Origin of the sequence: Paraburkholderia sp. (genome assembly GCF_004298475.1) — a bacterium.
Classification (GTDB): Bacteria; Pseudomonadota; Gammaproteobacteria; order Burkholderiales; family Burkholderiaceae; genus Paraburkholderia; species Paraburkholderia denitrificans.
Window position 1 is genome coordinate 50,629 of the sequence record NZ_SCRP01000029.1, and the last position, 20,157, is coordinate 70,785.

Sequence of the window (20,157 nt, forward strand, 5' to 3'; positions counted from 1 at the left end):
CCCGTTCAAGTTCGCGCACGCGTGTGCCGATAAGCGTTTAAGGCCGGCATGCGCCGCGATATTGCACCTGTGTTGCGCCAAGGGCTGTTACGAGTGCCGGATCGCGCTTGTAAGCTTTTGTATCAGAGTGTTCCGGGCGGCCAGAACGCCGCGAATGCGCTTTACAATGCCAAGTCGATTTCTTGATTGCGATCGTCCGCTTAATGCGGGCGGTTAAGTGGTGAAAGGAGCCTTTTGTCGGAAGAAGGGGCTCAGATAGATGTGGATCGATGCGGGCCGGGTGAGGTGAAACGCCGGAGCCGCACGACGCCGGGAGCGCGCCAGACGCCGCACACCGCGCCGCGCTTGCCGCGTGCATCGCACACTGTCCACCGCGACTAGAGCAGGAGGCGTACATGCTTAAAGAAGGTAGCGGCCAGCGTATCGACCGTCTGAAGCGCTTTTGGGCCGGAGTCGGACTCGTCGCCCTGCTGGGCGGCTGTGCCAACTTCGGCCAGCAGCAACAGCCGGGCGCGCCGGAGCCGGATCAGGCTGCGGCGTCCGGTGCAGCGCCGGCTTCCGACGCCGCAGCGGCGTCCGCACAGGCGACTGCGCCCGCACCCGCGGCTGCGCCGGTCACGAAGGTCGTGACAAAGACGACCTGGGTTCGCGTGCGGCGCGGCGATACGCTGGCGCGGATCGCGAAGCTTCACGGCTGTTCCGTGAAGGATCTGCAGGCCTGGAATCGTGGCAAGACGGGCCGTTTACGTACCGGCCAGTCGCTGAAGATCGTCTCGAAGCAGACCATCACCGTGCAGGCGGCCGGTTCAGGCATAACGGGTACAAACGCGGCGGCGAACGCAGCCGGAAACACGGCTGGAAACACGGCCGGAAACACGGCTGGAAACCGGGCGGTAGCCGCCGAGGTTGCACGGCATGCGCGCAGCGTCGCGCTTGTCTGGCCCGCGCTGGGGCCGGTGGTCGAGGCGTTCCAGGCTGGCGAGACGCGCGGTATCGAGATCGCGGGCAAGGCGGGCGACCCGGTGCGCGCCGCCGCCGACGGCAAGGTGATGTACGCCGGCACGGGCCTCAACGAGTACGGCAGCCTGATCATCGTCCAGCACAACAAGGACTTCCTGACCGCGTACTCCCATAACCGCCGCCTGCTGGTCAAGATCGGCGACACCGTGCACCAGGGGCAGCAGATCGCGGAGATGGGCAGCGAAAAGAACGACCGCGTGGCCGTGCTGTTCGAGGTGCGCCGCGACGGCAAGCCGGTCGATCCGATGCCGTATCTTCCGCCGAAAAGCTGAGCGCACAGCGCCGGGGCCTGATTCCCGCCGCCCGCCGCCCGCCGCCCGGATTTCTGGTCCGGCATCTGAAAACGCCGTCCCCGCGAGCCAATGCGGGGACGGCGTTTTTGCATCAGCAGCGCCCTGAAGGTGCCTGGAAAGCAATCAGTCTTGCGGGACGCGCACCCAGCCTTCCATCAGCACGCGCGCGCTGCGGCTCATGATGGCTTTCTTGACGATCCATGCGCCGTTTTCTTCGCTCGCCTCGGCGCCCACGCGCAGCGTGCCCGAAGGATGGCCGAAGCGCACCTCGTTGCGCTCGCCGCCGCCTGCCGCGAGATTGACGAGGGTGCCTGGAATGGCCGCCGCCGTGCCGATTGCCACAGCCGCCGTGCCCATCATCGCGTGGTGGAGCTTGCCCATCGACATCGCGCGCACGAGCAGATCGGCGTCTTCCGCGCCGACTTGCTTGCCGCTCGACGACGTATAGGCCTGCGGTTTCGCGACAAACGCGATTTTCGGCGTGTGCTGGCGCGTGGCGATCTCGTCGAGTTGCTTGATGAGGCCCATGCGCAATGCGCCGTACGCGCGGATCGTCTCGAACTTCTTGAGCGCGGCGGCGTCGCCGTTGATCGCGTCCTGAAGCTCGGTGCCGGTGTAGCCGATCGCCTCGGCGTTGACGAAGATCGTCGGGATGCCCGCGTTGATCATCGTGGCCTTGAGCGTGCCGACGCCCGGCACCTCGAGGTCGTCCACGAGATGGCCGGTGGGGAACATCGCGCCGCCTGCGCCTTCTTCTTCGGCGGCGGGGTCCATGAATTCGAGCTTCACTTCGGCTGCCGGGAAGGTCACGCCGTCGAGTTCGAAGTCGCCCGTCTCCTGCACCTGGCCGTTCGTCATCGGCACGTGCGCGATGATCGTCTTGCCGATGTTCGCCTGCCAGATGCGCACGACTGCAACGCCGTTATCGGGCACGCGGTCCGGGTCGACGAGGCCTGCGCCGATCGCAAACGGGCCGACCGCCGCCGAGAGATTGCCGCAGTTGCCGCTCCAGTCGACGAATGCGCGCTCGATGGCCACCTGGCCGAACAGATAGTCGACGTCGTGCCCGGGACGGCTGCTCTTCGCGACGATCACGGTCTTGCTCGTGCTCGAAGTCGCGCCGCCCATGCCGTCGATCTGCTTGCCGTACGGATCGGGGCTGCCGATCACGCGCATGAGCAGCCTGTCGCGCGCCTCGCCCGGCTGCTGTGCCGCTGCGGGCAGGTCTTGCAGACGAAAGAACACGCCTTTGCTGGTGCCGCCGCGAATATAGGTGGCGGGGATTTTGATCTGGGGAAGGTGTGCCATGTCGAATCCTGAAATGGGCGGGGCGGTATGTTTCCATACCGCCCGTTCAGCCCGTTCATTGCGTTGCCGGATCAGCTCGCGCTCACGCGGCCTTCTGCGACGATTCGAGGAAGTCCTGCGCGAAGCGCTGCAGCACGCCGCCCGCTTCGTAGATCGAGACCTCTTCAGCCGTATCGAGGCGGCAGGTCACCGGGACTTCGATGCGCTCGCCGTTCTTGCGGTGAATCACGAGCGTGAGGTCGGCGCGCGGCGTGCGCTCGCCGATCACATCGAACGTTTCGGTGCCGTCGATGCCGAGCGTCGTGCGGTTCGTGCCCGCCTTGAATTCGAGCGGCAGCACGCCCATGCCGAGCAGGTTCGTGCGGTGAATGCGCTCGAAGCCTTCCGCGACGATCACTTCCACGCCTGCGAGACGCACGCCCTTGGCGGCCCAGTCGCGCGACGAACCCTGGCCGTAGTCCGCACCCGCGACGATGATGAGCGGCTGCTTGCGGTCCATGTAGGTTTCGATGGCTTCCCACATGCGCGTGACCTTGCCTTCCGGCTCGATGCGCGCAAGCGAACCCTTCTTCACCGCGCCGTCCACGACGGCCATCTCGTTGATGAGCGTCGGGTTCGCGAAGGTTGCGCGCTGTGCCGTGAGGTGATCGCCGCGGTGCGTCGCGTACGAGTTGAAGTCCTCTTCGGGCAAGCCCATCTTCGCCAGGTACTCGCCTGCCGCGCTGTTCGGCAGAATCGCGTTCGAGGGCGAGAGGTGGTCGGTCGTGATGTTGTCGCCGAGCACGGCGAGCGGACGCAGGCCCTTGAGCGTGCGCTCGCCCGCGAGTGCGCCTTCCCAGTACGGCGGACGGCGGATATACGTGCTCTGCGCGCGCCAGTCGTAGAGCGGATCGGTCGTCTCGCCGCTCGCGGCGGTGGTCGTGAACATCGGCTCATACACCCTGCGGAACTGCTCGGGCTTCACGCTTTGCGCGACGATCGCGTCGATTTCCTCGTCGGTCGGCCAGATGTCCTTCAGGTAGACCGGCTTGCCGTCCTTGTCCGTGCCGAGCGCGTCTTTTTCGATGTCGAAGCGGATCGTGCCGGCAATCGCGTAGGCCACGACGAGCGGCGGCGAGGCGAGGAACGCCTGCTTCGCGTACGGGTGGATGCGGCCGTCGAAGTTGCGGTTGCCCGAGAGCACGGCCGTGGCGTACAGATCGCGGTCGATGATTTCCTGCTGGATCTTCGGATCGAGCGCGCCCGACATGCCGTTACAGGTGGTGCACGCGAACCCGACGATGCCGAAGCCGAGCTTTTCGAGGTCGGGCAGCAGCTTCGCATCTTCCAGATAGAGTTCGACCGCTTTCGAGCCCGGCGCGAGCGACGACTTCACCCACGGCTTGCGCGTGAGGCCGCGTGCGTTCGCATTGCGCGCGATCAGCGCCGCCGCGATGACGTTGCGCGGATTGCTGGTGTTCGTGCAGCTCGTGATCGCGGCAATGACGACCGCGCCGTCCGGCATCTGGCCCGGCACTTCTTCCCACTTGCCCGCGATGCCGCGCACGGCCAGATCGGACGTGGGCAGGCGCTTGTGCGGATTCGACGGACCGGCCATGTTGCGCACGACGCTCGACAGGTCGAACGTGAGCGTGCGCTCGTATTGCGCATGCGCGAGCGTATCGGCCCAGAGGCCGGCGGTTTTCGCGTAGGTCTCGACGAGCTTCACCTGTTCTTCGTCGCGGCCCGTGAGACGCAGATAGTCGAGCGTCTGGCCGTCGATGAAGAACATCGCGGCCGTTGCGCCGTATTCGGGCGCCATGTTCGAAATCGTTGCGCGGTCGCCGAGCGTGAGGCTCGCGGCGCCTGCGCCGCGAAACTCCAGATACGCGCCGACCACTTTTTCCTTGCGCAGGAATTCGGTGAGCGCGAGCACGACGTCGGTGGCGGTGATGCCGGGCTGGCGCTTGCCGGTCAGCTCCACGCCGACGATATCGGGCAGCCGCATCCACGATGCGCGGCCGAGCATGACGTTCTCGGCTTCGAGGCCGCCCACGCCGACGGCGATCACGCCGAGCGCATCGACGTGCGGCGTGTGGCTGTCCGTGCCGACGCAGGTGTCGGGGTAGGCGACACCGTGGGCGACGCCGACCACGGGCGACATTTTCTCCAGATTGATCTGGTGCATGATGCCGTTGCCGGGCGGGATCACGTCGACGTTCTTGAACGCCTTCTTCGTCCAGTTGATGAAATCGAAGCGGTCTTCGTTGCGCCGGTCTTCGATCGCGCGGTTCTTCGTGAACGCATCCGGATCGAAGCCGCCGCATTCCACGGCGAGCGAGTGATCGACGATCAGCTGCACCGGCACGACCGGATTCACTTGCGCGGGATCGCCGCCCTGGTCGGCGATGGCGTCGCGCAGGCCCGCGAGGTCGACGAGCGCGGTTTGCCCGAGGATGTCGTGGCACACCACGCGCGCGGGGAACCACGGGAAGTCGAGGTCGCGCTTGCGTTCGACGAGCTGCTTGAGCGAGGCGGTGAGCGTAGCCGGATCGCAGCGGCGCACGAGGTTTTCGGCGAGCACGCGGGAGGTGTAGGGCAACGTGTCATAGGCGCCGGGCTGGATTGCCTCGACGGCTTCACGCGCGTCGAAGTAATCGAGCCGGGTGCCCGGAAGAGGCTTGCGGTAGGCAGTGTTCACGGCGTGGGGTGCAAATGGAATAGGGATCGGGGAGGCAACGGCGCCACTTTATTACAGCTTTGCGGCGGGTCACAGCTGGCCGGACGGCTGATAGGCCGTCCGGCCATCGGGGCGATCAGCGCTTGGCGATCGGCGCGAACTTCAGGTTTTCCGGGCCGGTATAGTTGGCGCTCGGGCGGATGATCTTGTTGTCGACGCGCTGCTCGATGATGTGCGCGCTCCAGCCTGCGGTGCGGGCGATCACGAAGAGCGGCGTGAACATCGCCGTGGGCACGCCCATCATGTGATACGACACGGCGCTGAACCAGTCGAGGTTCGGGAACATCTTCTTGACGTCCCACATGACGGTTTCGAGGCGCTCGGCGATGTCGAAGAGCTTCAGGTTCGACTGCTCTTTCGACAGCATGCGCGCGACTTCCTTGATCACCTTGTTGCGCGGATCCGAGATCGTGTAGACCGGATGGCCGAAGCCGATCACGACTTCCTTCGCTTCCACGCGGCGGCGGATATCGGCTTCCGCTTCGTCAGGATTGACGTAGCGCGACTGGATTTCGAATGCGACTTCGTTCGCGCCGCCGTGCTTCGGCCCGCGCAGCGCGCCGATTGCGCCGGTGATGGACGAATACATGTCCGAGCCCGTGCCCGCGATGACGCGGCCCGTGAACGTCGAAGCGTTGAACTCGTGCTCCGCGTAGAGATTCAGCGAGACGTGCATCGCTTCGACCCACGACTTCGACGGCGCGCGGCCGTGCAGCAGATGCAGGAAGTGCCCGCCGATCGAATCGTCGTCGGTTTCCACTTCGATGCGGCGGCCGTTGTGCGAGTAGTGATACCAGTACAGCAGCATCGAGCCGAGCGAAGCCATCAGGCGGTCGGCGATATCGCGTGCGCCGGGCAGGTTGTGATCGTCCTTCTCGGGCAGCACGGTGCCGAGCACCGAGACGCCGGTGCGCATCACGTCCATCGGATGCGCCGACGCGGGCACCCATTCGAGCGCGGCCTTCACGTTGGCGGGCAGGCCGCGCAGGGCCTTGAGCTTCGCCTTGTAGCCGGCGAGTTCGGCTGCGTTCGGCAGCTTGCCGTGCACGAGCAGGTACGCGACTTCTTCGAACTCGCATGCGGTGGCGAGATCGAGAATGTCGTAGCCGCGGTAGTGCAGGTCATTGCCGGTGCGGCCCACGGTGCACAGTGCCGTGTTGCCCGCGGTCACGCCCGACAGCGCAACCGATTTCTTCGGCTTGAAAGCGCCCGCTGCGGGCGTGTTCTTGTCTGCTTCGCTCATGATGTCTTCCTCAATGTCTGTTGAAAGGGGTTATTTCTTCGCTGCGAAGAGCGCGTCGAGCTTGTCTTCGTAAGCGTGATAGCCGAGGTACTTGTAGAGGTCCTCGCGCGATTGCATCGTCGAAACGGCGGCCTTTTGCGTGCCGTCGCGGCGCACGGTTTCGTAGAAATTCAGCGCCGCGGCGTTCATCGCACGATACGCGCCGCAGCAGTACAGCGCGATGTCGACGTTCGCGCTCTTCAGCTCTTCGGTCGTGAAGAACGGCGTCGAGCCGAACTCGGTCAGGTTCGCGAGGATCGGCACCTTCACCGCAGCGCGGAAACGGCGGTAGTCGTCGAGCGTTTTGATCGCTTCGGGGAAGACCATGTCCGCGCCGGCCTCGACATAGGCCACGGCGCGCTCGATCGCCGCATCGACGCCTTCAGCGGCCGCAGCATCGGTGCGCGCCATGATGACGAACTGGTCGTCGGTGCGCGCATCGACGGCGGCCTTCACGCGGTCCACCATTTCGCCGGTCGAGACGACTTCCTTGTTCGGACGATGGCCGCAGCGCTTCTGGCCCACCTGGTCTTCGAGGTGCACGCAGGCGACGCCCGCCTTGATGAACGACTTGATCGTGCGCGCGATGTTGAAGGCGCCGCCCCAACCGGTGTCGATGTCGACCATCAGCGGGAGGTCGACGGCGTCGGTGATGCGGCGCGCATCGGTAAGCACGTCGTCCATCGTGCTGATGCCGAGATCGGGCACGCCGAGCGAGTTGGCCGCCACGCCGCCGCCCGAGAGGTAGAGGGACTTGAAGCCCGTGGCTTCGGCGAGCTTGGCGACGTAAGCGTTGATCGCACCGACCACCTGCAGCGGTTGTTCTGCTGCCACGGCGGCACGGAATTTGGCGCCGGCGCTGGCGGGGGATTTGTTGGTCATTTGGGCATCTCCTGGAAAATCTCGGTCGGATAGTGCAGATACCGTGCCAGCGCGCGGCGGCGCGGCTAAAGCATTGATTTTGCGCCGGATTGGCGGACCTGAGCCTGGCAGTGAAGTTTCTCGGGTGAAATCGCGATTTCAAATTTGAAATGTGCGAGCGATAATGCATTTCTCTCTCGCCGCACCCGCTCGCCATGAACCGCTCATGAACCGCTTTCCCGCTCCTTCCGACTTCCGCCCGCGCGTCTGGGCGATGGGCATCAGCCGCCTGCGCGACCTGTTTCGCGACATCGCACGCGAATACGACGACCTCGCCGACCTGCGGGTCGTCGCGCGCGGCTTCGAGGAAGCCGTGGCGGAAATCGTTGCCGCCGGGCCCAACCAGCGTCCCGATGTGATCGTCGCGGCGGGCTCGAACGGCACCTATCTGAAGTCGCGCATCGATCTGCCCGTCGTGCTCCTGCAGCCGACCGGCTACGACGTGATGCAGTCGCTCGCCCGCGCGCGCCGCGAGGCCGGTCTCGTCGCGCTCGTCACCTACGGCGAGACGCCCGTCGAAGCGCGCAGCTTCGCGAGCGCGTTCGGGCTCGACGTGGTGTTCGCGTCGTATCGCACCATGCAGGACGCGGAGACGTGCGTGCTCGATCTGCGCGACCGCGGCGTGGGCGCGGTCGTCGGGCCCGGCCTCGTCAACGATCTCGCGGCCCGGCACGGGCTCGTGCCGTTCTTTGTCTATTCGCGGCCTTCGGTGCGTGCGGCCTTCGACAACGCGCTCGAAGTCGTGCAGGCCACATGGCGCGAGACGCAGCGGCGTCAGCGGCTCGACAGCGTGCTGCAGCACCTGCGCGACGGCGTGGTCGCGCTCGATGCGCAGGGCCGCGTCGAAGCGATCAACCAGCGGCTTGCCGCGGTGCTCGGCATCGATCCTCTGCTGGCGGCGGGCCAGCCGCTCGCGGCGCTTGCGCCGGACATCGCCTTCACGCTGCCCGAGGCCGATGGCGAATCGCTCGAAACCGTGCGCGGCGTGAGCTACGTCGTGCATCGCGGGCCGCTCGTCGACAACGGCGTGACGACCGGCGCCGTGCTTACGTTTCAGGAATCGCGTGCGGTCGAGCGGCTCGACCGCACGCTGCGTTCGCGCCAGCGTGCGCAGCAGTTCGTGGCGCGTTACGAGATCGACGACCTGAGCGGCGCAACACCGGGTATCGCGCGCGTGCGTCAGCTTGCGAAGCGCTATGCGAAATCGGACGCCACCGTGCTGATTCGCGGCGAGAGCGGCACGGGCAAGGAACTGGTTGCGCAGGGCATCCATCGCGAGAGTGCGCGGCGCGATTTTCCGTTCGTCGCGATCAATTGCGGCGCGTTTCCCGAGACGCTGCTCGAGAGCGAACTGTTCGGCTATGAAGAGGGCGCGTTCACCGGCGCGCGGCGCGGCGGCAAGGCCGGGCTGATCGAGGCGGCGCATCGCGGCACGCTCTTTCTCGATGAGATCGGCGAGATGCCGTTGCCGCTGCAAAGCCGCCTGTTGCGCGTGCTGCAGGAGCGCGAAGTCGTGCGGCTCGGCGCGACGGAGCCGACGCGCGTGGACGTGCGCGTGGTCGCGGCGACGCACCGCTCGCTGGCCGGGCAGATCGAGGCGGGCGAATTCCGCGCCGATCTCTACTACCGGCTCAACATTCTCAATCTCGTGATTCCGCCGCTGCGCGAGCGTGGCGGCGACGTCGTGCCGCTTGCGGCCGAACTGCTGGCGCAGGCTGCGCGCCGCGAGCCGCGCGTGGCGCTGCGGATCCGCACGGGCGAAGCGGCTGCGCAGGTGCTCGCGCCCGTGGGCGACGCGCTCGCGCGCCATGACTGGCCGGGCAACGTGCGCGAATTGCAGAACGTGGTGGAGCGCATTGTCGTGGAGCTGGCCGATGCCGACGACGACACGCTGACGCCCGACGTATTGCGCGCGATTGCACCGGAGGTATTCGAATCGCGCGCGGCGGGCGATGCGGCGTTGACGCTGCGCGAGCGCAGCCTGAGCGTGGAAGCCGATGAGATCCGTGTGGCGCTGGAAGCTTGCGGCGGTGATCGCGAGCGCGTGTGCGCGCTGCTCGGCATCAGCAAGACGACGCTGTGGCGCAGGCTGAATGCGGCGCGGGCGGGTAACGGAGCGGCGGTCGCGGCTGCTCCGGCGAAGCGCAGGCGCGCGACGTGAAATTTCGGCGATGCACACGCCGCTTGCTTGATTCAGCCCAGTTCAGTCCAGTTCAATTCAGTCCGGTTCGTGACGAAGGCGGGCAGGCTGGCTGCCTCAGGCGTCCTGCATGCTGCGCAGTAGCGGAACGAGTCGCCCGTGCAACTGGAGCACTTCGGGACTGGCCTGCATCAGCGACTGATAGCGCGTGAAGAATTCCACCGACTCCTCGCCCGAAAACAGCGCACACACGGCCTGCGCGGCGCCGATGCGGTCTTCATCGGTGGCGTCTTTGGCGTCGAGCGACTCGTCGAGGTTCGTGATGACAGCCGAGAGCGGCGAGATCCAGCGAAAGCCGGATCCGTTGATCAGCACCTGCAGGAATGCTGCGGGCGTCACTGGCCCGAACTCGCGTTGATAGTCGGCGCGCTCGTGATCGAGGATCGCCTTGTGCAGTGTGAGGAGCGGCTTGCGGACATCGTTGAGGAACTGGATCGCGCGTTGCTCGTTCATCTCGTGGCTCCTTCGGCGCCGCGTAGCGGGCGCGCGGCAGATCGTGTGGCTGTGCGGAAGATGGTAACGCAATGGTCGAGCAATCGCGCGGGCTGCGCGTGACGCAGATGCGGGCCATGCACGCGTGATAGAGGAAGGCAAGGCTTGCTCGCCGATCGGAGCGGAGTGCAACAACGGAACGCATCCGGTGTTGAATTGTTGTCTCCGGAGCAATTATGTTTTGGGCAAATAGGTGTTTGCCCTGGTCATTCATCTGAATAAACTTCTATACCGAGCCCAGCGTGCCCGTGCAGGCATGCTGGCTCGATCTGTTCTGGAGACTGATTTGATGCGGTCAGGGCGGCGCGAAGCCTGCCCTGACCGGCATGCGTGTGCGCGTTGCGTTGCGCCGCACGATCTTGATACGTGGATCCTCCGCCGCCGCAAGGCGGCTTTCGCCCAATCCTGCGGGATTGGGCTTTTTTCTTTCACGCGCAGCCGGCAGCGGCTCAGACCACGGGGCGGCCGGTGATGTAGTGCTCCAACTGCTCGATCGTGAATTGCTGCTCGGCGATGATGTCTTTCACGAGGTCGCCGATCGACACCATCCCGACCAGCTTCCCGCCGTCCAGCACGGGCAGGTGCCGCATGCGTCGCTCGGTCATGAGCGCCATGCAGTCGAAAGTGGTCTGCCTGGGTTCGACGAAGCGCACGTGCGGACTCATGATGTCTTGCACGGCAGTTGTTTTCGAAGATCGGTCCATCAGCACGATCTTGCGCGCGTAGTCGCGCTCGGTGACGATGCCGACGATCGCGCTGCCGTCGGTCACCACTAGCGCACCGATCTGCTTTTCTGCCATCAGGCGGATTGCGTTATAAACGGAATCTGAGGCGGCAACCGTGTAGACCACCTGTTCCGGCTTTGATTTGAGTACCTGTGCAACGCTCGTCATAGGGCGACTCCCATTCGTCCTTCAGCCATTGCGCGGCGGAGCACACTGGGCGATGGATTGCCCTGCGTGCCAGCGGAAAACAGTTCCAGTATACGCGGGCGAATCGCGCCGGGAAGTTGGGGTGTGCCCGGACGCGCACAGGCTGCGCGCACGGCGAGGGAGGACAAATGGCGGTAAACTCCGGTTCCGAACTTCAATCCGGTGCGTGCGCCGGCCTTTGTCAGTCATCTGTTCCAGAACATGCCTACGTTTCCAGAGTCGTCCTGCGCGGACGGCAACAACGCCAACGAATGCGTCGTGCTTGACGCGACCGCCTCGCTGCCGACCCGTTACGGCACGTTCACGTCCTATGTCTATCGGGTGAAGGACGGCGGTGCGGAGCATCTGGCGCTCGTGATGGGCGATGTGGGCAGCGGCGAGCCGGTGCTGACGCGCCTGCACTCCGAATGCCTGACCGGCGACGTGCTCGGTTCGTACCGTTGCGACTGCGGCGAGCAGCTCGATCTCGCGTTGCGCAACATCGCGGCCGAGGGACGCGGCGTGCTGCTCTACCTGCGCGGCCACGAAGGACGCGGCATCGGCCTGTCGAACAAGATCCGCGCCTATGCGCTGCAGGAGCAGGGCCGCGATACGGTCGAAGCCAATCTCGACCTCGGCCTGCCTGAAGACGCGCGCGAATACGATTCCGCTGCGGCGATCCTCCGGATGCTGAAGGTTTCGTCGGTGCGGCTCATGAGCAACAATCCGAAGAAGTTCGACACACTCGCGAAACACGGCATCCCGGTAATCGAGCGCGTTGCACTGCCTATTTCGACGCGCGAAGAGAACGAACGCTACATTCGAACCAAGCAGGTCAAGTTTGGGCATTACTTCGAAGAGAATGAATAACCCGATTGACATATGGGTGAGCGGCCGCTTCTTCGCCTATCCGAAGAAATGATGAGCGACCAGGGCAGAGGTGCAGATTCCATTTCGGCGGCACGGACTCGCACGTTTGCAGGAATCAATTACTCAGCGACATTCGCTGCGTAAATTAGCGATAAAAGGCTTTAAAAAAATAAGAGTACTTTTATTGGTAGTCGTGTCCCGTATCCGGATTCTGGAGAAAATTTGATAGTGTTGTATGTCGAGTTAGAACTCCACTGCAGTAGAGGGCGTTTGCGGCGCATAGCCTATACGGGCGGGTTGAAGGTGCGGGGGCCACGCCAGGGCTCATTTGAACGGCATTGACGCCGCGGCTGCGCTATTCATGACGACCGCGCCTTTACCTTGGACGTCGTGATTTTTCCACCGTGGGGAAAACTCGTCGGTGGATAGCGAGCGTTGTCCCAACGCACCACAACCGCATTCCCCGGCCGCCAGTATTTTCCTAACGGCGTCGCGATCTGGATGCACCAACGCCTGCCGCCAATCACCGGGAAACGGACTTTACACGTTGTTACTATCGCGCTGCGCACATCCGGGCGGGCTTTCCTTATACTGCCGCGCAACTGCCTTCCTCTTTATGCTCGCCGCGCCAGGCGCGGCGCCCTTGCAAACCACGCCGTGATGCCCATGCCCTCCACCAAGTCCGCCCTGACCGCCGCACTTGTAGCCGCCGCGAGTCTTTCTTTGTCTGCATGCGTTGCCCCGGGCTACGCACCGTACGGCTCGCAGCAAGGCTACCAGGCCCCGTATGCAGCGCCCGCGTATAACCAGCCCGTCTACGCGCAACCGGCTACCGTGCAGCAACCCGTCTACGCGCCACCGCCTGCGCCGCAACAGCCATACGACACGCAAAACGACGGGCAGTACGGGTCACAGTACAACGCGCAATACGGCAACCAATATGGCACGCAGTACGGCACGATCTCGAGCATCCGCCCCTTGAGCAGCGCCACGGGCACGTCGGGTGTTGCGGGAACGGTGGTCGGCGCGCTGGTTGGCGGCGTTCTCGGTAATCAGATCGGGCGCGGCCACGGTCGCGACGCCGCGACCGTCATCGGCGCGCTCGGCGGAGCCTTCGCGGGCAACCAGATCGGCCAGCAAATGGGCCAGCCTGCCGGATACCAAATCGATGTACAGCTGAGCGACGGCTCCACGCGCGCGTTCAATGTGCCGACGCCCGGCGATCTGCGCCCGGGCGACCGGGTGCAGGTCAATGGCAGCCAGCTTTCGCGCTACTAGTGATTCCGGGTGCTGTCGCCCGGCCTCTCGACTCGCCGGGTGGCCAGTCGATGAACGGGAGGCTGTACCTCGGCTGGAGCATCAAGTGCGTCCGGTTTCGGTTGCGATGCGAACAGGTCGTGTCACAGCGGCCCGGTGTCAGCAATAATCGTAAATGTCGAAGCTGTCAGATTGCTCCGACATATTTCGTTCATTCACTTGTAACCAGAGAGGTGCGCAACGATGGATACCACACTTGTTCCCGGCAATTCGCTTATCACCGCGACTCCGGAAGAAGGGCGCCAACTGGCCGTCAAGATGGCACGGTTGGTCATCAAGGCGACGCAGCAGGACGAGGCTGTCCGGGATAAGCTACGCGACGTGTATGCGAACGACGCGAGCATGCTGCTTCAGGTCGGGCAAGTCGTAGCGACTGAGTTCGCCACGATAGCCGCAGCCAATCGCTACTGGCGCGAATAGTCGGGTTCGGATTGAATCACGGCACTCCAGGGCTGACGAGCTTTCGGAGTGCCGCCCCGATGCTGTTCCGACGCCAGGAGACGTTCATCGACCAAGGTCCCTTCAGGACCCGATCGCACCCGGCATTTCCGCGGCTAAGGCTTGTTGCGGTTCTGAACATGGTTCTTTTTCCCAAGGTCCGGCACAAGACGGTGGGATCAGGGCATCGAAATCTGGTTGCTCTGCGTCCGGGCGCGAATGATCGACGTGATCGCCATTGCGAATAGCAGGACAGCGGCGGCGAACAGAAGCCGCGTCCCGATTGCCTGATAGACCACTATCCCCGCGACACCGCCAGCCAAAAACGACAGGACGGTCAGCACGTGCAGACGCAACTTGGCCGAATAAGGCGCAAGTTCGACGTCCGGTTCGCGTCCGCGGATGATGTCGAGGAGCATGCCGAACTCGATACCGATATCGGTCGACATGCCGGAAACGTGCGTGGCACGAACCCTCGCATCCGAGATGCGAGTGACGACGGCGTTCTGGAATCCCATCAGGTAACTCAGGCCGAGGATCAGCACAGGACCGCGATCCATCGAGGGAATCGACCATTCGGCGAGGCCGAGCACCACCATGAGAATGGCTTCCCCGAGGATAGTGATCGCGTAGATGCTGCGGATCGTACGCCGGCACCCGGCATTGATCAGCAGGGTCGACGTCGTGCTGCCGAGAACGAAGACGACGATGATGGCAAAGTAGAAGGCGCTGACCCACCATTGCCCGAGTGCAGCGTGATCCGAGAGTGACGACACGTTCCCGGTCATGTTTGCCGAGAAAAATCCTGCGGCGTGAAAGGCCGCGGTGTTCAGGGCGCCTGCAATTCCGGCGAGTATGCAGGCAAGTTGACGATCGATTTCGTGGTTGCGGGCTTCTCCCTGACGCAGCAACATTTAAAAGACTCTGGGCGGATTGACGATTGACGGATACGCGTCGCAGCTAGCCTCGTTGACTCGCACAGACATCAAAAGGCATATAAACGTGCCGATTGTATCACGGTGTGATATATGCTGGCCGACTTGGCGTGACATAACGCTCTAAAGCTCGCAGAGGCAAGTTGAGATCGTGCGGTTTTTGCGCCACCGCTCGCACATCAACGCCTCCTGGCGGTCTGCATTGTAAATCCGCCGCCTCTGCTTCATTTGCAACACCTCCACTGCTTATGCGGTCTTTAGTCACTATTTCGAAGAAAACGCGTCAATCAGGCACGAAATGTGCGAGTTGATCGAGTACGAAAAGTGGTCAAGGGAGAAAACAATGTATAAGCGCCAGACGATGCGCACGCGGGCGCTGGCCGTCGCGGTGGTGCTGGCCGGTTTCGGGCTGGCGGCGCCTCGTGCGTTCGCGCAGGTCCAGGCCTACACGAACGAGCCGGTCGAACTCTTCGCCGGACCGTCGGGTGATTACCCCGTTGTGTCCGAACTCGGGCCCGGTGTGCCAGTTACCGTGATGGGCTGCGTGAGCGACTACTCGTGGTGCGACGTCGCGCTGCCCGATCTGCGCGGATGGGTCTATGCCGCCTATCTCTCGTACCCCTACCAGGGCGGCTATGTGCCGCTCGAAGACTATGGCCCATCCATCGGGCTGCCGGTCGTGACTTTTGCGCTCGGAGCGTACTGGGGCAGTTTCTATCGCGATCGTCCGTGGTACGGCGACCGTGACCGGTGGGCGCACAGGCGGCAGCCGGGCTACGGCGGGCGCCCGTACGGAGGGCCGCCGCCGATGCATGGCGAGCCGCCGCGCGGAGCGGAACGCCGAGCGATGCCTGAGGCCGGAGGAAGTCCGCCGCCGATGCATGGCGAGCCGCCGCGCGGAGCGGAACGTCGAGCGATGCCTGAGGCCGGAGGAAGTCCGCCGCCGATGCATGGCGAGCCGCCGCGCGGAGCGGACCGTCGGGCGATGCCTGATGCCGGAGGTTCGCCGCCCGGTATGCACCGCTCGCCGGAGCCCCAATTCAACGGTGCGCGGCCGTCCGCCCCGCCACCGGGTGCGGCCCGTCCTCAGGTGCAGGGGCCGCAGTACGGCGGTCGTCAGCCTGAGCCGCCCGCGGGCGCTAATGGCCGCCCGCCTGCCGGTCAGCCATTCGGCGGTCAGCGTGCGCCCGGCCCGGCGCCCGGCGCGGCGCGACCGGAACGCCCGCAAGTCGCGCCGCAGGGTGGCCACCCGTCAGGTGACGGGAACAGCGGCCGCCGCGATTACCGACAGCAGAACTGACGCACCACCTTCGTCAGGCTTCTTCACGCGCGGGCCCCGGTTTCGGGCGCTCGCGCTGACTCCCAACCGTCTCTTCGACCGGTCGCGCTGTACTGGCCGCGTGATCGCATTCTGCTGGCCACCGTTTGTCCTGCTGCTACGCTTCGCGCGTCAGCAAGCCGTTGCCGTCGATCTTGTATCGTTCGGATGTCAGATTATTTTGGCATTTCATGCTGCATGAATTGCCAAATTTAGCAATCTTTGACACTAAATATTGCGACTTCCGGGGACAATACGCGCTCCAAAATATGCGGCTGTCATTGCCTGAGGCAATGACAGCCGCTTAATGAACCCGCTCAGTGAACCCGCTTGGTGATCCGGCTCCGTGAAGCAGATCAATGAGCCCACTTGTCAGATGGCCGACGTGGCCGACGCAGTGCCCGTCGCTCTCCCGTTATTTTCAAGACGAAGCGAGAGTAGCGGTTTGAGGACGCATGGCCAGGCCGTGCGCAGCGTGTTCCGGGACGGATGTCCGTCGGTGTCCGCGGGGCGGTATGCGCCGGGGCACGACGGCCGGCGCGGGGACGGGACGGTGCCGTCATTCGGTCCGCCTGGAAAGCCAAACCATCCTGGAAAGATGAAAGACGATTGCAGGTGCGGGGCATGATGAGAATTGCAGTACTGGAAGACGATCCGGCTCAAGCGGAATTCGTATGTCAAGCGTTGGGGCAAGCCGGCCACACTTGCCATGTGTTTGCGAAGGGCAACGACCTCGTGCGGCAGTTGCGGCGCGAGACATTCGACCTGCTCGTGCTGGACTGGAACGTGCCCGACATGTCGGGCGACGAGGTTCTGTACTGGGTGCGTCAGAGCCTCTCCACGCGGTTGCCGGTGCTGTTCATGACGAGCCGCAGCCACGAAGCCGATATCGTGCTGATGCTCAACAGCGGCGCCGACGACTACGTGGTCAAGCCGGTTTCCCCGGCGGTGCTGGTGGCGCGCGTAGGCTCGCTGCTGCGCCGCGCCTATCAGTTGTATGCGCCGGTGCTCAAAGAAGTCTTCGGCGAATACGAATTCGACCTGAAATCCCGCAGGGTTCTGGTGCACGGCAAGCCGGTCGCGCTGACGCAGAAGGAGTTCGATCTTGCGCTGCTGCTGTTCCAGCATCTGAGCCGGCCGCTTTCGCGCGCACACATTCTCGATGTGATCTGGAAACAGTCCGACGATATTCCGTCGCGCACAATGGATACGCACGTCTCCATGCTGCGCTCCAAGCTCGGCCTGCGCCCCGAAAACGGCTACCGTCTGACGCCGATTTACGGCTACGGCTATCGTCTCGAGCGAATCGAAGGGGACGCCGCGTGAGTCCGGTTCGCTCGATGCGGCGCGCCGTGCTGGCGCGGGCGGTGCGCGTGCCGTCCATCGAATGCGCCGACGCCACGAAAGCCGATGTCGTGGTCAACGATCTTCCAAAGGCCGTGTACGACCGGACCGTGCTCGCAGAGCCGGTCGAAAGCCGCCGCTACGACCGGCAAGCCTGGCTGATCGCGTCGTCGTTCCGGCTCGACGGGTGACGGCGCCCGCCATGCGCGTCAAGCCGCCTGCGCGCCCTGGCCGCTCCTTCAGATGCCGGTTCCTGTCCGAATGGGTGGGTGTCGGATGCGCGGGCCTCCTGATCGTGCTCCTGAGCATCGTGTGGCAGTGGACGGCCGGTGCCGACCAGTTCATCTACGATCGCTTCATTGCCGGGCGTGCGCCCTCCATGTCGTCGGATATCGTGATCGTCGAGATCGACGACGCGAGCATCGCAGCGCTGGGCCGCTGGCCGTGGCCGCGCAGCATCCATGCGCGGCTTGCCGAGCAACTGGACCAGGCGGGCGTGGCGGCGATCGTCTACGACGTGCCGTTCACCGAACCTTCGCCCGACGACGACAGTTTTGCGAAAGCGCTCGCCGCGCGGCCGGCTTACCTTCCGATCGTGCTGGGTTCCTCGGATGAAGCGGGTGTACGTGAAGTCGTGCTGCCCGTCGCGCCGCTTGCGAATGCGGCTGCCGGTCTCGGGCACATCAATTTCGAGGTGGACAGTGACGGCATCGTGCGCAGCGTTGCGCTGTTCGAAGGCGATGCGCACCAGCACTGGCCGCAACTGATGGTGCCCGCCTGGCGCGCTGCGCGCGGGGGTGAGATCACGCTGTCCGGCGGCGCGTCGCAGGCCGTCCGCAGCGAGGCGCTGGCTCGCGCGGGCAGGCAGACGCGCTTCCTCGTCCCGTTTAGCGCGCATGCGCAGATCCATCGGCGCGTGTCGTTCTCGGACGTGCTCGACGGCCACGTGCCGGCCGACTGGTTGCGTGATCGCGTGGCGCTGGTCGGCATCACGGCTTCGGGTGTCCAGGATCGTTTCGCGACGCCGGTCTCCGGAATGCTCGGCCCGCTGCCGGCCGTGCACATCCACGCGAACGTCCTCGACACGCTGCTCAACGGCACCGCCATCGAACCCGTGTCGAAACCGCTGGCGCTGCTCGCGTCGCTTGTGCCGCTCTCACTGCTGCTGGCGGGTTTTCTGGTGTTGTCGCCGTGGCGCGCCCTGTTGTTGTCCGTCGCGCTCGGTGTCGTCTCGCTTGCTGTGAGCGCCGCGCTCCTCGACGGCGCGCACTTGTGGCTGAGCCCCGTGCCCGCAGTGGCCGTGCTGTTCTTTGTCTATCCGATGTGGAACTGGCGGCGTCTGGAAATGACGATGGCGCATCTGCGCAAAGCTTTGTTCGGACTCGCCGACGAACCTTATCGGTTGCCCGAAGCGCCTGCGCCCGTGCGCGAATATGCGGGCGACGCGCTTGCGCGGCAGATGGCGCTGATGGCGCAGACCGCGCAGCGGCTGCAGGACATGGGGCGGTTCGTCTGGGACAGCCTCGATTCGGTGCCGCAGCCGATTCTCGTCGCCGATTTGTGCGGCAACGTGCTGATCGCGAATCAGTCGGCGCGCGCGGCGTTCGAGCGGCTTGGCGTCGGCGCGGCGGAAGGGCGTTCCATGGCGGATCTATTCAGCGGATTTTCGCTCGTCAAGCCGATCGATCCGAACCCGGCCACGCTTGCGTTCGCCCAGGCACACTGGCCCGCGCCGCTCAATCCGGTGTGCGCGAAATTCGCGGCACTCATGGAGCGAGGCGTCCAGGTGCGTTCGCCCGACGGCTGCGACTACCTGCTGCGCTACGCGCAACGCACGAACGCGCAAGGCGACGCGGCAGGCTGGATCGCGGGACTCGCCGAAGTCACGGCACTGCACGAAGCCGGGCGCCAGCGTGAGGATGCGCTGCAACTCCTGTCGCACGACATGCGCTCGCCGCAGGCGTCGATCGTGGCGCTCGTCGAGACCGAGCGTAAGCGCGGCACGCTGGACGCGAACCCGTTGCGCGACGTGATGGACCGCATCGAGCGCAGTGCGCGGCGCTCGCTCGCGCTGGCCGACGATTTCGTGCAACTCGCGCGCGCGGAGTCGAAGACGTATGTGCTGGAACCGACGAGTCTCGCCGAATTGCTGATCGACGCGAGCGACGAAGTGTGGCCGCAGGCGCGTGCGCGGCGCATCCGGATCGATACGGTGTTCGAAGTCGACGCAGGCGACGAAGGCGGCCTGATCAATGCCGATCGTTCGCTGATGACCCGCGCGCTGGTGAATATCCTGGATAACGCCGTCAAATATAGTCCGCCCGATACGCGCATCGTTTGTGCGATCCGCGTTGTGAAGTCGATGCCGCCGCGCGTGCTCTGTTCGATTCGCGACGAGGGCTACGGCATTTCGCGTGAGGATCAGGCGGATCTGTTCGCGCCGTTCCGGAGATTTCACGCTGCGCAGCGGCCCGAGACCGGCGGAACGGGGCTGGGTCTCGCGCTCGTGAAGACTGTCGTAACGCGTCACGGCGGACATATCTATGTCAAGAGCGACCCCGGTGAAGGCACCACGTTCACATTGGCGCTGCCCGCGTTCGACGGGGCGGTTTAGCGGGCTGGTGAACGTCGTAACGGTGTAAAGACGCGTTGCGTGCAATGCGTGAGACTTGAATGGCTGGCCTTGCTCCGTGAAATAAGCATTCCTGCTCAATAACAAGCTATAAGGTGTACTTCGCTCTTGAAACCGGCTCCTTTCAATACGGGAGCCTGCTTACCGAAGCCTGAAA

General features: G+C 64.5%; 16 protein-coding genes. 9 read left to right on the forward strand and 7 right to left on the reverse strand.

Features of this window, described 5'->3' with window-relative positions:
- The first annotated feature begins 395 nt into the window (after window positions 1–395).
- The gene (locus tag EPN59_RS14475) at window positions 396–1,292 is read left to right on the forward strand and encodes a peptidoglycan DD-metalloendopeptidase family protein (protein ID WP_293046266.1); all 897 of its coding nucleotides are present in this window, start codon (window positions 396–398) and stop codon (window positions 1,290–1,292) included.
- Between the two features lie 144 nt (window positions 1,293–1,436).
- Here the strand turns inward: EPN59_RS14475 and prpF are convergent, their stop codons facing one another.
- From prpF to prpB, 4 genes are all read right to left on the reverse strand, one after another.
- Window positions 1,437–2,621 (reverse strand): 2-methylaconitate cis-trans isomerase PrpF, encoded by a 1,185-nt coding sequence (prpF, locus tag EPN59_RS14480; protein ID WP_293036378.1) that lies wholly within the window; start codon window positions 2,619–2,621, stop codon window positions 1,437–1,439.
- Window positions 2,622–2,703: 82 nt separating this feature from the next.
- On the reverse strand, window positions 2,704–5,301 hold the full coding sequence (gene acnD, locus EPN59_RS14485; protein ID WP_293036376.1) for a Fe/S-dependent 2-methylisocitrate dehydratase AcnD: 2,598 nt from the start codon (window positions 5,299–5,301) through the stop codon (window positions 2,704–2,706).
- Window positions 5,302–5,416: 115 nt separating this feature from the next.
- Window positions 5,417–6,583, reverse strand: a complete 1,167-nt coding sequence (prpC, locus tag EPN59_RS14490) for a 2-methylcitrate synthase (RefSeq protein ID WP_293046268.1) — start codon at window positions 6,581–6,583, stop codon at window positions 5,417–5,419.
- Between the two features lie 30 nt (window positions 6,584–6,613).
- Complete coding sequence (prpB, locus tag EPN59_RS14495; protein WP_293036534.1) at window positions 6,614–7,504, reverse strand: methylisocitrate lyase; 891 nt, start codon at window positions 7,502–7,504, stop codon at window positions 6,614–6,616.
- A 205-nt stretch (window positions 7,505–7,709) separates the two neighbouring features.
- Between prpB and prpR the strand changes: the two genes are divergently transcribed.
- Window positions 7,710–9,704: a propionate catabolism operon regulatory protein PrpR gene (gene prpR, locus EPN59_RS14500; protein ID WP_293036535.1), complete on the forward strand. Its 1,995-nt coding sequence runs from the start codon at window positions 7,710–7,712 to the stop codon at window positions 9,702–9,704.
- 96 nt (window positions 9,705–9,800) lie between these two features.
- On the opposite strand, the gene EPN59_RS14505 is transcribed toward prpR, so the two are convergent.
- Together EPN59_RS14505 and EPN59_RS14510 are read right to left on the reverse strand one after the other, a co-directional pair.
- Window positions 9,801–10,196, reverse strand: coding sequence for a hypothetical protein (locus EPN59_RS14505; protein ID WP_293036537.1), 396 nt, complete (start codon window positions 10,194–10,196; stop codon window positions 9,801–9,803).
- Window positions 10,197–10,684: 488 nt separating this feature from the next.
- Window positions 10,685–11,128: a CBS domain-containing protein gene (locus EPN59_RS14510; protein WP_293036539.1), complete on the reverse strand. Its 444-nt coding sequence runs from the start codon at window positions 11,126–11,128 to the stop codon at window positions 10,685–10,687.
- A gap of 240 nt (window positions 11,129–11,368) precedes the next feature.
- Here EPN59_RS14510 and ribA point away from each other — a divergent pair, with 240 nt between their 5' ends.
- From ribA to EPN59_RS14525, 3 genes are all read left to right on the forward strand, one after another.
- Window positions 11,369–12,016 (forward strand): GTP cyclohydrolase II, encoded by a 648-nt coding sequence (ribA, locus tag EPN59_RS14515; RefSeq protein WP_293036541.1) that lies wholly within the window; start codon window positions 11,369–11,371, stop codon window positions 12,014–12,016.
- A gap of 657 nt (window positions 12,017–12,673) precedes the next feature.
- Window positions 12,674–13,294, forward strand: a complete 621-nt coding sequence (locus EPN59_RS14520; RefSeq protein ID WP_293036542.1) for a glycine zipper 2TM domain-containing protein — start codon at window positions 12,674–12,676, stop codon at window positions 13,292–13,294.
- A gap of 222 nt (window positions 13,295–13,516) precedes the next feature.
- The gene (locus EPN59_RS14525) at window positions 13,517–13,753 is read left to right on the forward strand and encodes a hexameric tyrosine-coordinated heme protein (protein ID WP_293036544.1); all 237 of its coding nucleotides are present in this window, start codon (window positions 13,517–13,519) and stop codon (window positions 13,751–13,753) included.
- A gap of 197 nt (window positions 13,754–13,950) precedes the next feature.
- Here the strand turns inward: EPN59_RS14525 and EPN59_RS14530 are convergent, their stop codons facing one another.
- Window positions 13,951–14,685: a YoaK family protein gene (locus EPN59_RS14530; RefSeq protein ID WP_293036546.1), complete on the reverse strand. Its 735-nt coding sequence runs from the start codon at window positions 14,683–14,685 to the stop codon at window positions 13,951–13,953.
- A gap of 364 nt (window positions 14,686–15,049) precedes the next feature.
- Here EPN59_RS14530 and EPN59_RS14535 point away from each other — a divergent pair, with 364 nt between their 5' ends.
- The 4 genes from EPN59_RS14535 (at window position 15,050) to EPN59_RS14550 (ending at window position 19,982) form a co-directional block, all read left to right on the forward strand.
- A complete protein-coding gene (locus tag EPN59_RS14535) occupies window positions 15,050–16,006 on the forward strand; it encodes an SH3 domain-containing protein (protein ID WP_293046270.1) in 957 nt (318 codons plus the stop codon).
- 645 nt (window positions 16,007–16,651) lie between these two features.
- Entirely contained in the window at window positions 16,652–17,350 is a 699-nt protein-coding gene (locus tag EPN59_RS14540) for a response regulator transcription factor (protein WP_293042267.1), read from the forward strand.
- The gene (locus EPN59_RS14545) at window positions 17,347–17,559 is read left to right on the forward strand and encodes a hypothetical protein (RefSeq protein WP_293042255.1); all 213 of its coding nucleotides are present in this window, start codon (window positions 17,347–17,349) and stop codon (window positions 17,557–17,559) included. Before EPN59_RS14540 ends, EPN59_RS14545 begins: the two co-directional genes overlap by 4 nt.
- An 11-nt stretch (window positions 17,560–17,570) precedes the next feature.
- On the forward strand, window positions 17,571–19,982 hold the full coding sequence (locus EPN59_RS14550; RefSeq protein WP_293042258.1) for a CHASE2 domain-containing protein: 2,412 nt from the start codon (window positions 17,571–17,573) through the stop codon (window positions 19,980–19,982).
- Window positions 19,983–20,157: the final 175 nt, after the last annotated feature.

What these genes read in the sequence shown, in the direction of transcription:
- prpF (WP_293036378.1), bottom strand. Translation starts at nt 2,621, where the DNA reads ATGGCACACCTTCCCCAGATCAAAATCCCCGCCACCTATATTCGCGGC.
- EPN59_RS14540 (WP_293042267.1), top strand. Translation starts at nt 16,652, where the DNA reads ATGAGAATTGCAGTACTGGAAGACGATCCGGCTCAAGCGGAATTCGTA.
- prpB (WP_293036534.1), bottom strand. Translation starts at nt 7,504, where the DNA reads ATGACCAACAAATCCCCCGCCAGCGCCGGCGCCAAATTCCGTGCCGCC.
- EPN59_RS14530 (WP_293036546.1), bottom strand. Translation starts at nt 14,685, where the DNA reads ATGTTGCTGCGTCAGGGAGAAGCCCGCAACCACGAAATCGATCGTCAA.
- EPN59_RS14505 (WP_293036537.1), bottom strand. Translation starts at nt 10,196, where the DNA reads ATGAACGAGCAACGCGCGATCCAGTTCCTCAACGATGTCCGCAAGCCG.
- EPN59_RS14550 (WP_293042258.1), top strand. Translation starts at nt 17,571, where the DNA reads ATGCGCGTCAAGCCGCCTGCGCGCCCTGGCCGCTCCTTCAGATGCCGG.
- prpR (WP_293036535.1), top strand. Translation starts at nt 7,710, where the DNA reads ATGAACCGCTTTCCCGCTCCTTCCGACTTCCGCCCGCGCGTCTGGGCG.
- EPN59_RS14535 (WP_293046270.1), top strand. Translation starts at nt 15,050, where the DNA reads ATGTATAAGCGCCAGACGATGCGCACGCGGGCGCTGGCCGTCGCGGTG.
- ribA (WP_293036541.1), top strand. Translation starts at nt 11,369, where the DNA reads ATGCCTACGTTTCCAGAGTCGTCCTGCGCGGACGGCAACAACGCCAAC.
- EPN59_RS14510 (WP_293036539.1), bottom strand. Translation starts at nt 11,128, where the DNA reads ATGACGAGCGTTGCACAGGTACTCAAATCAAAGCCGGAACAGGTGGTC.
- EPN59_RS14475 (WP_293046266.1), top strand. Translation starts at nt 396, where the DNA reads ATGCTTAAAGAAGGTAGCGGCCAGCGTATCGACCGTCTGAAGCGCTTT.
- prpC (WP_293046268.1), bottom strand. Translation starts at nt 6,583, where the DNA reads ATGAGCGAAGCAGACAAGAACACGCCCGCAGCGGGCGCTTTCAAGCCG.
- EPN59_RS14525 (WP_293036544.1), top strand. Translation starts at nt 13,517, where the DNA reads ATGGATACCACACTTGTTCCCGGCAATTCGCTTATCACCGCGACTCCG.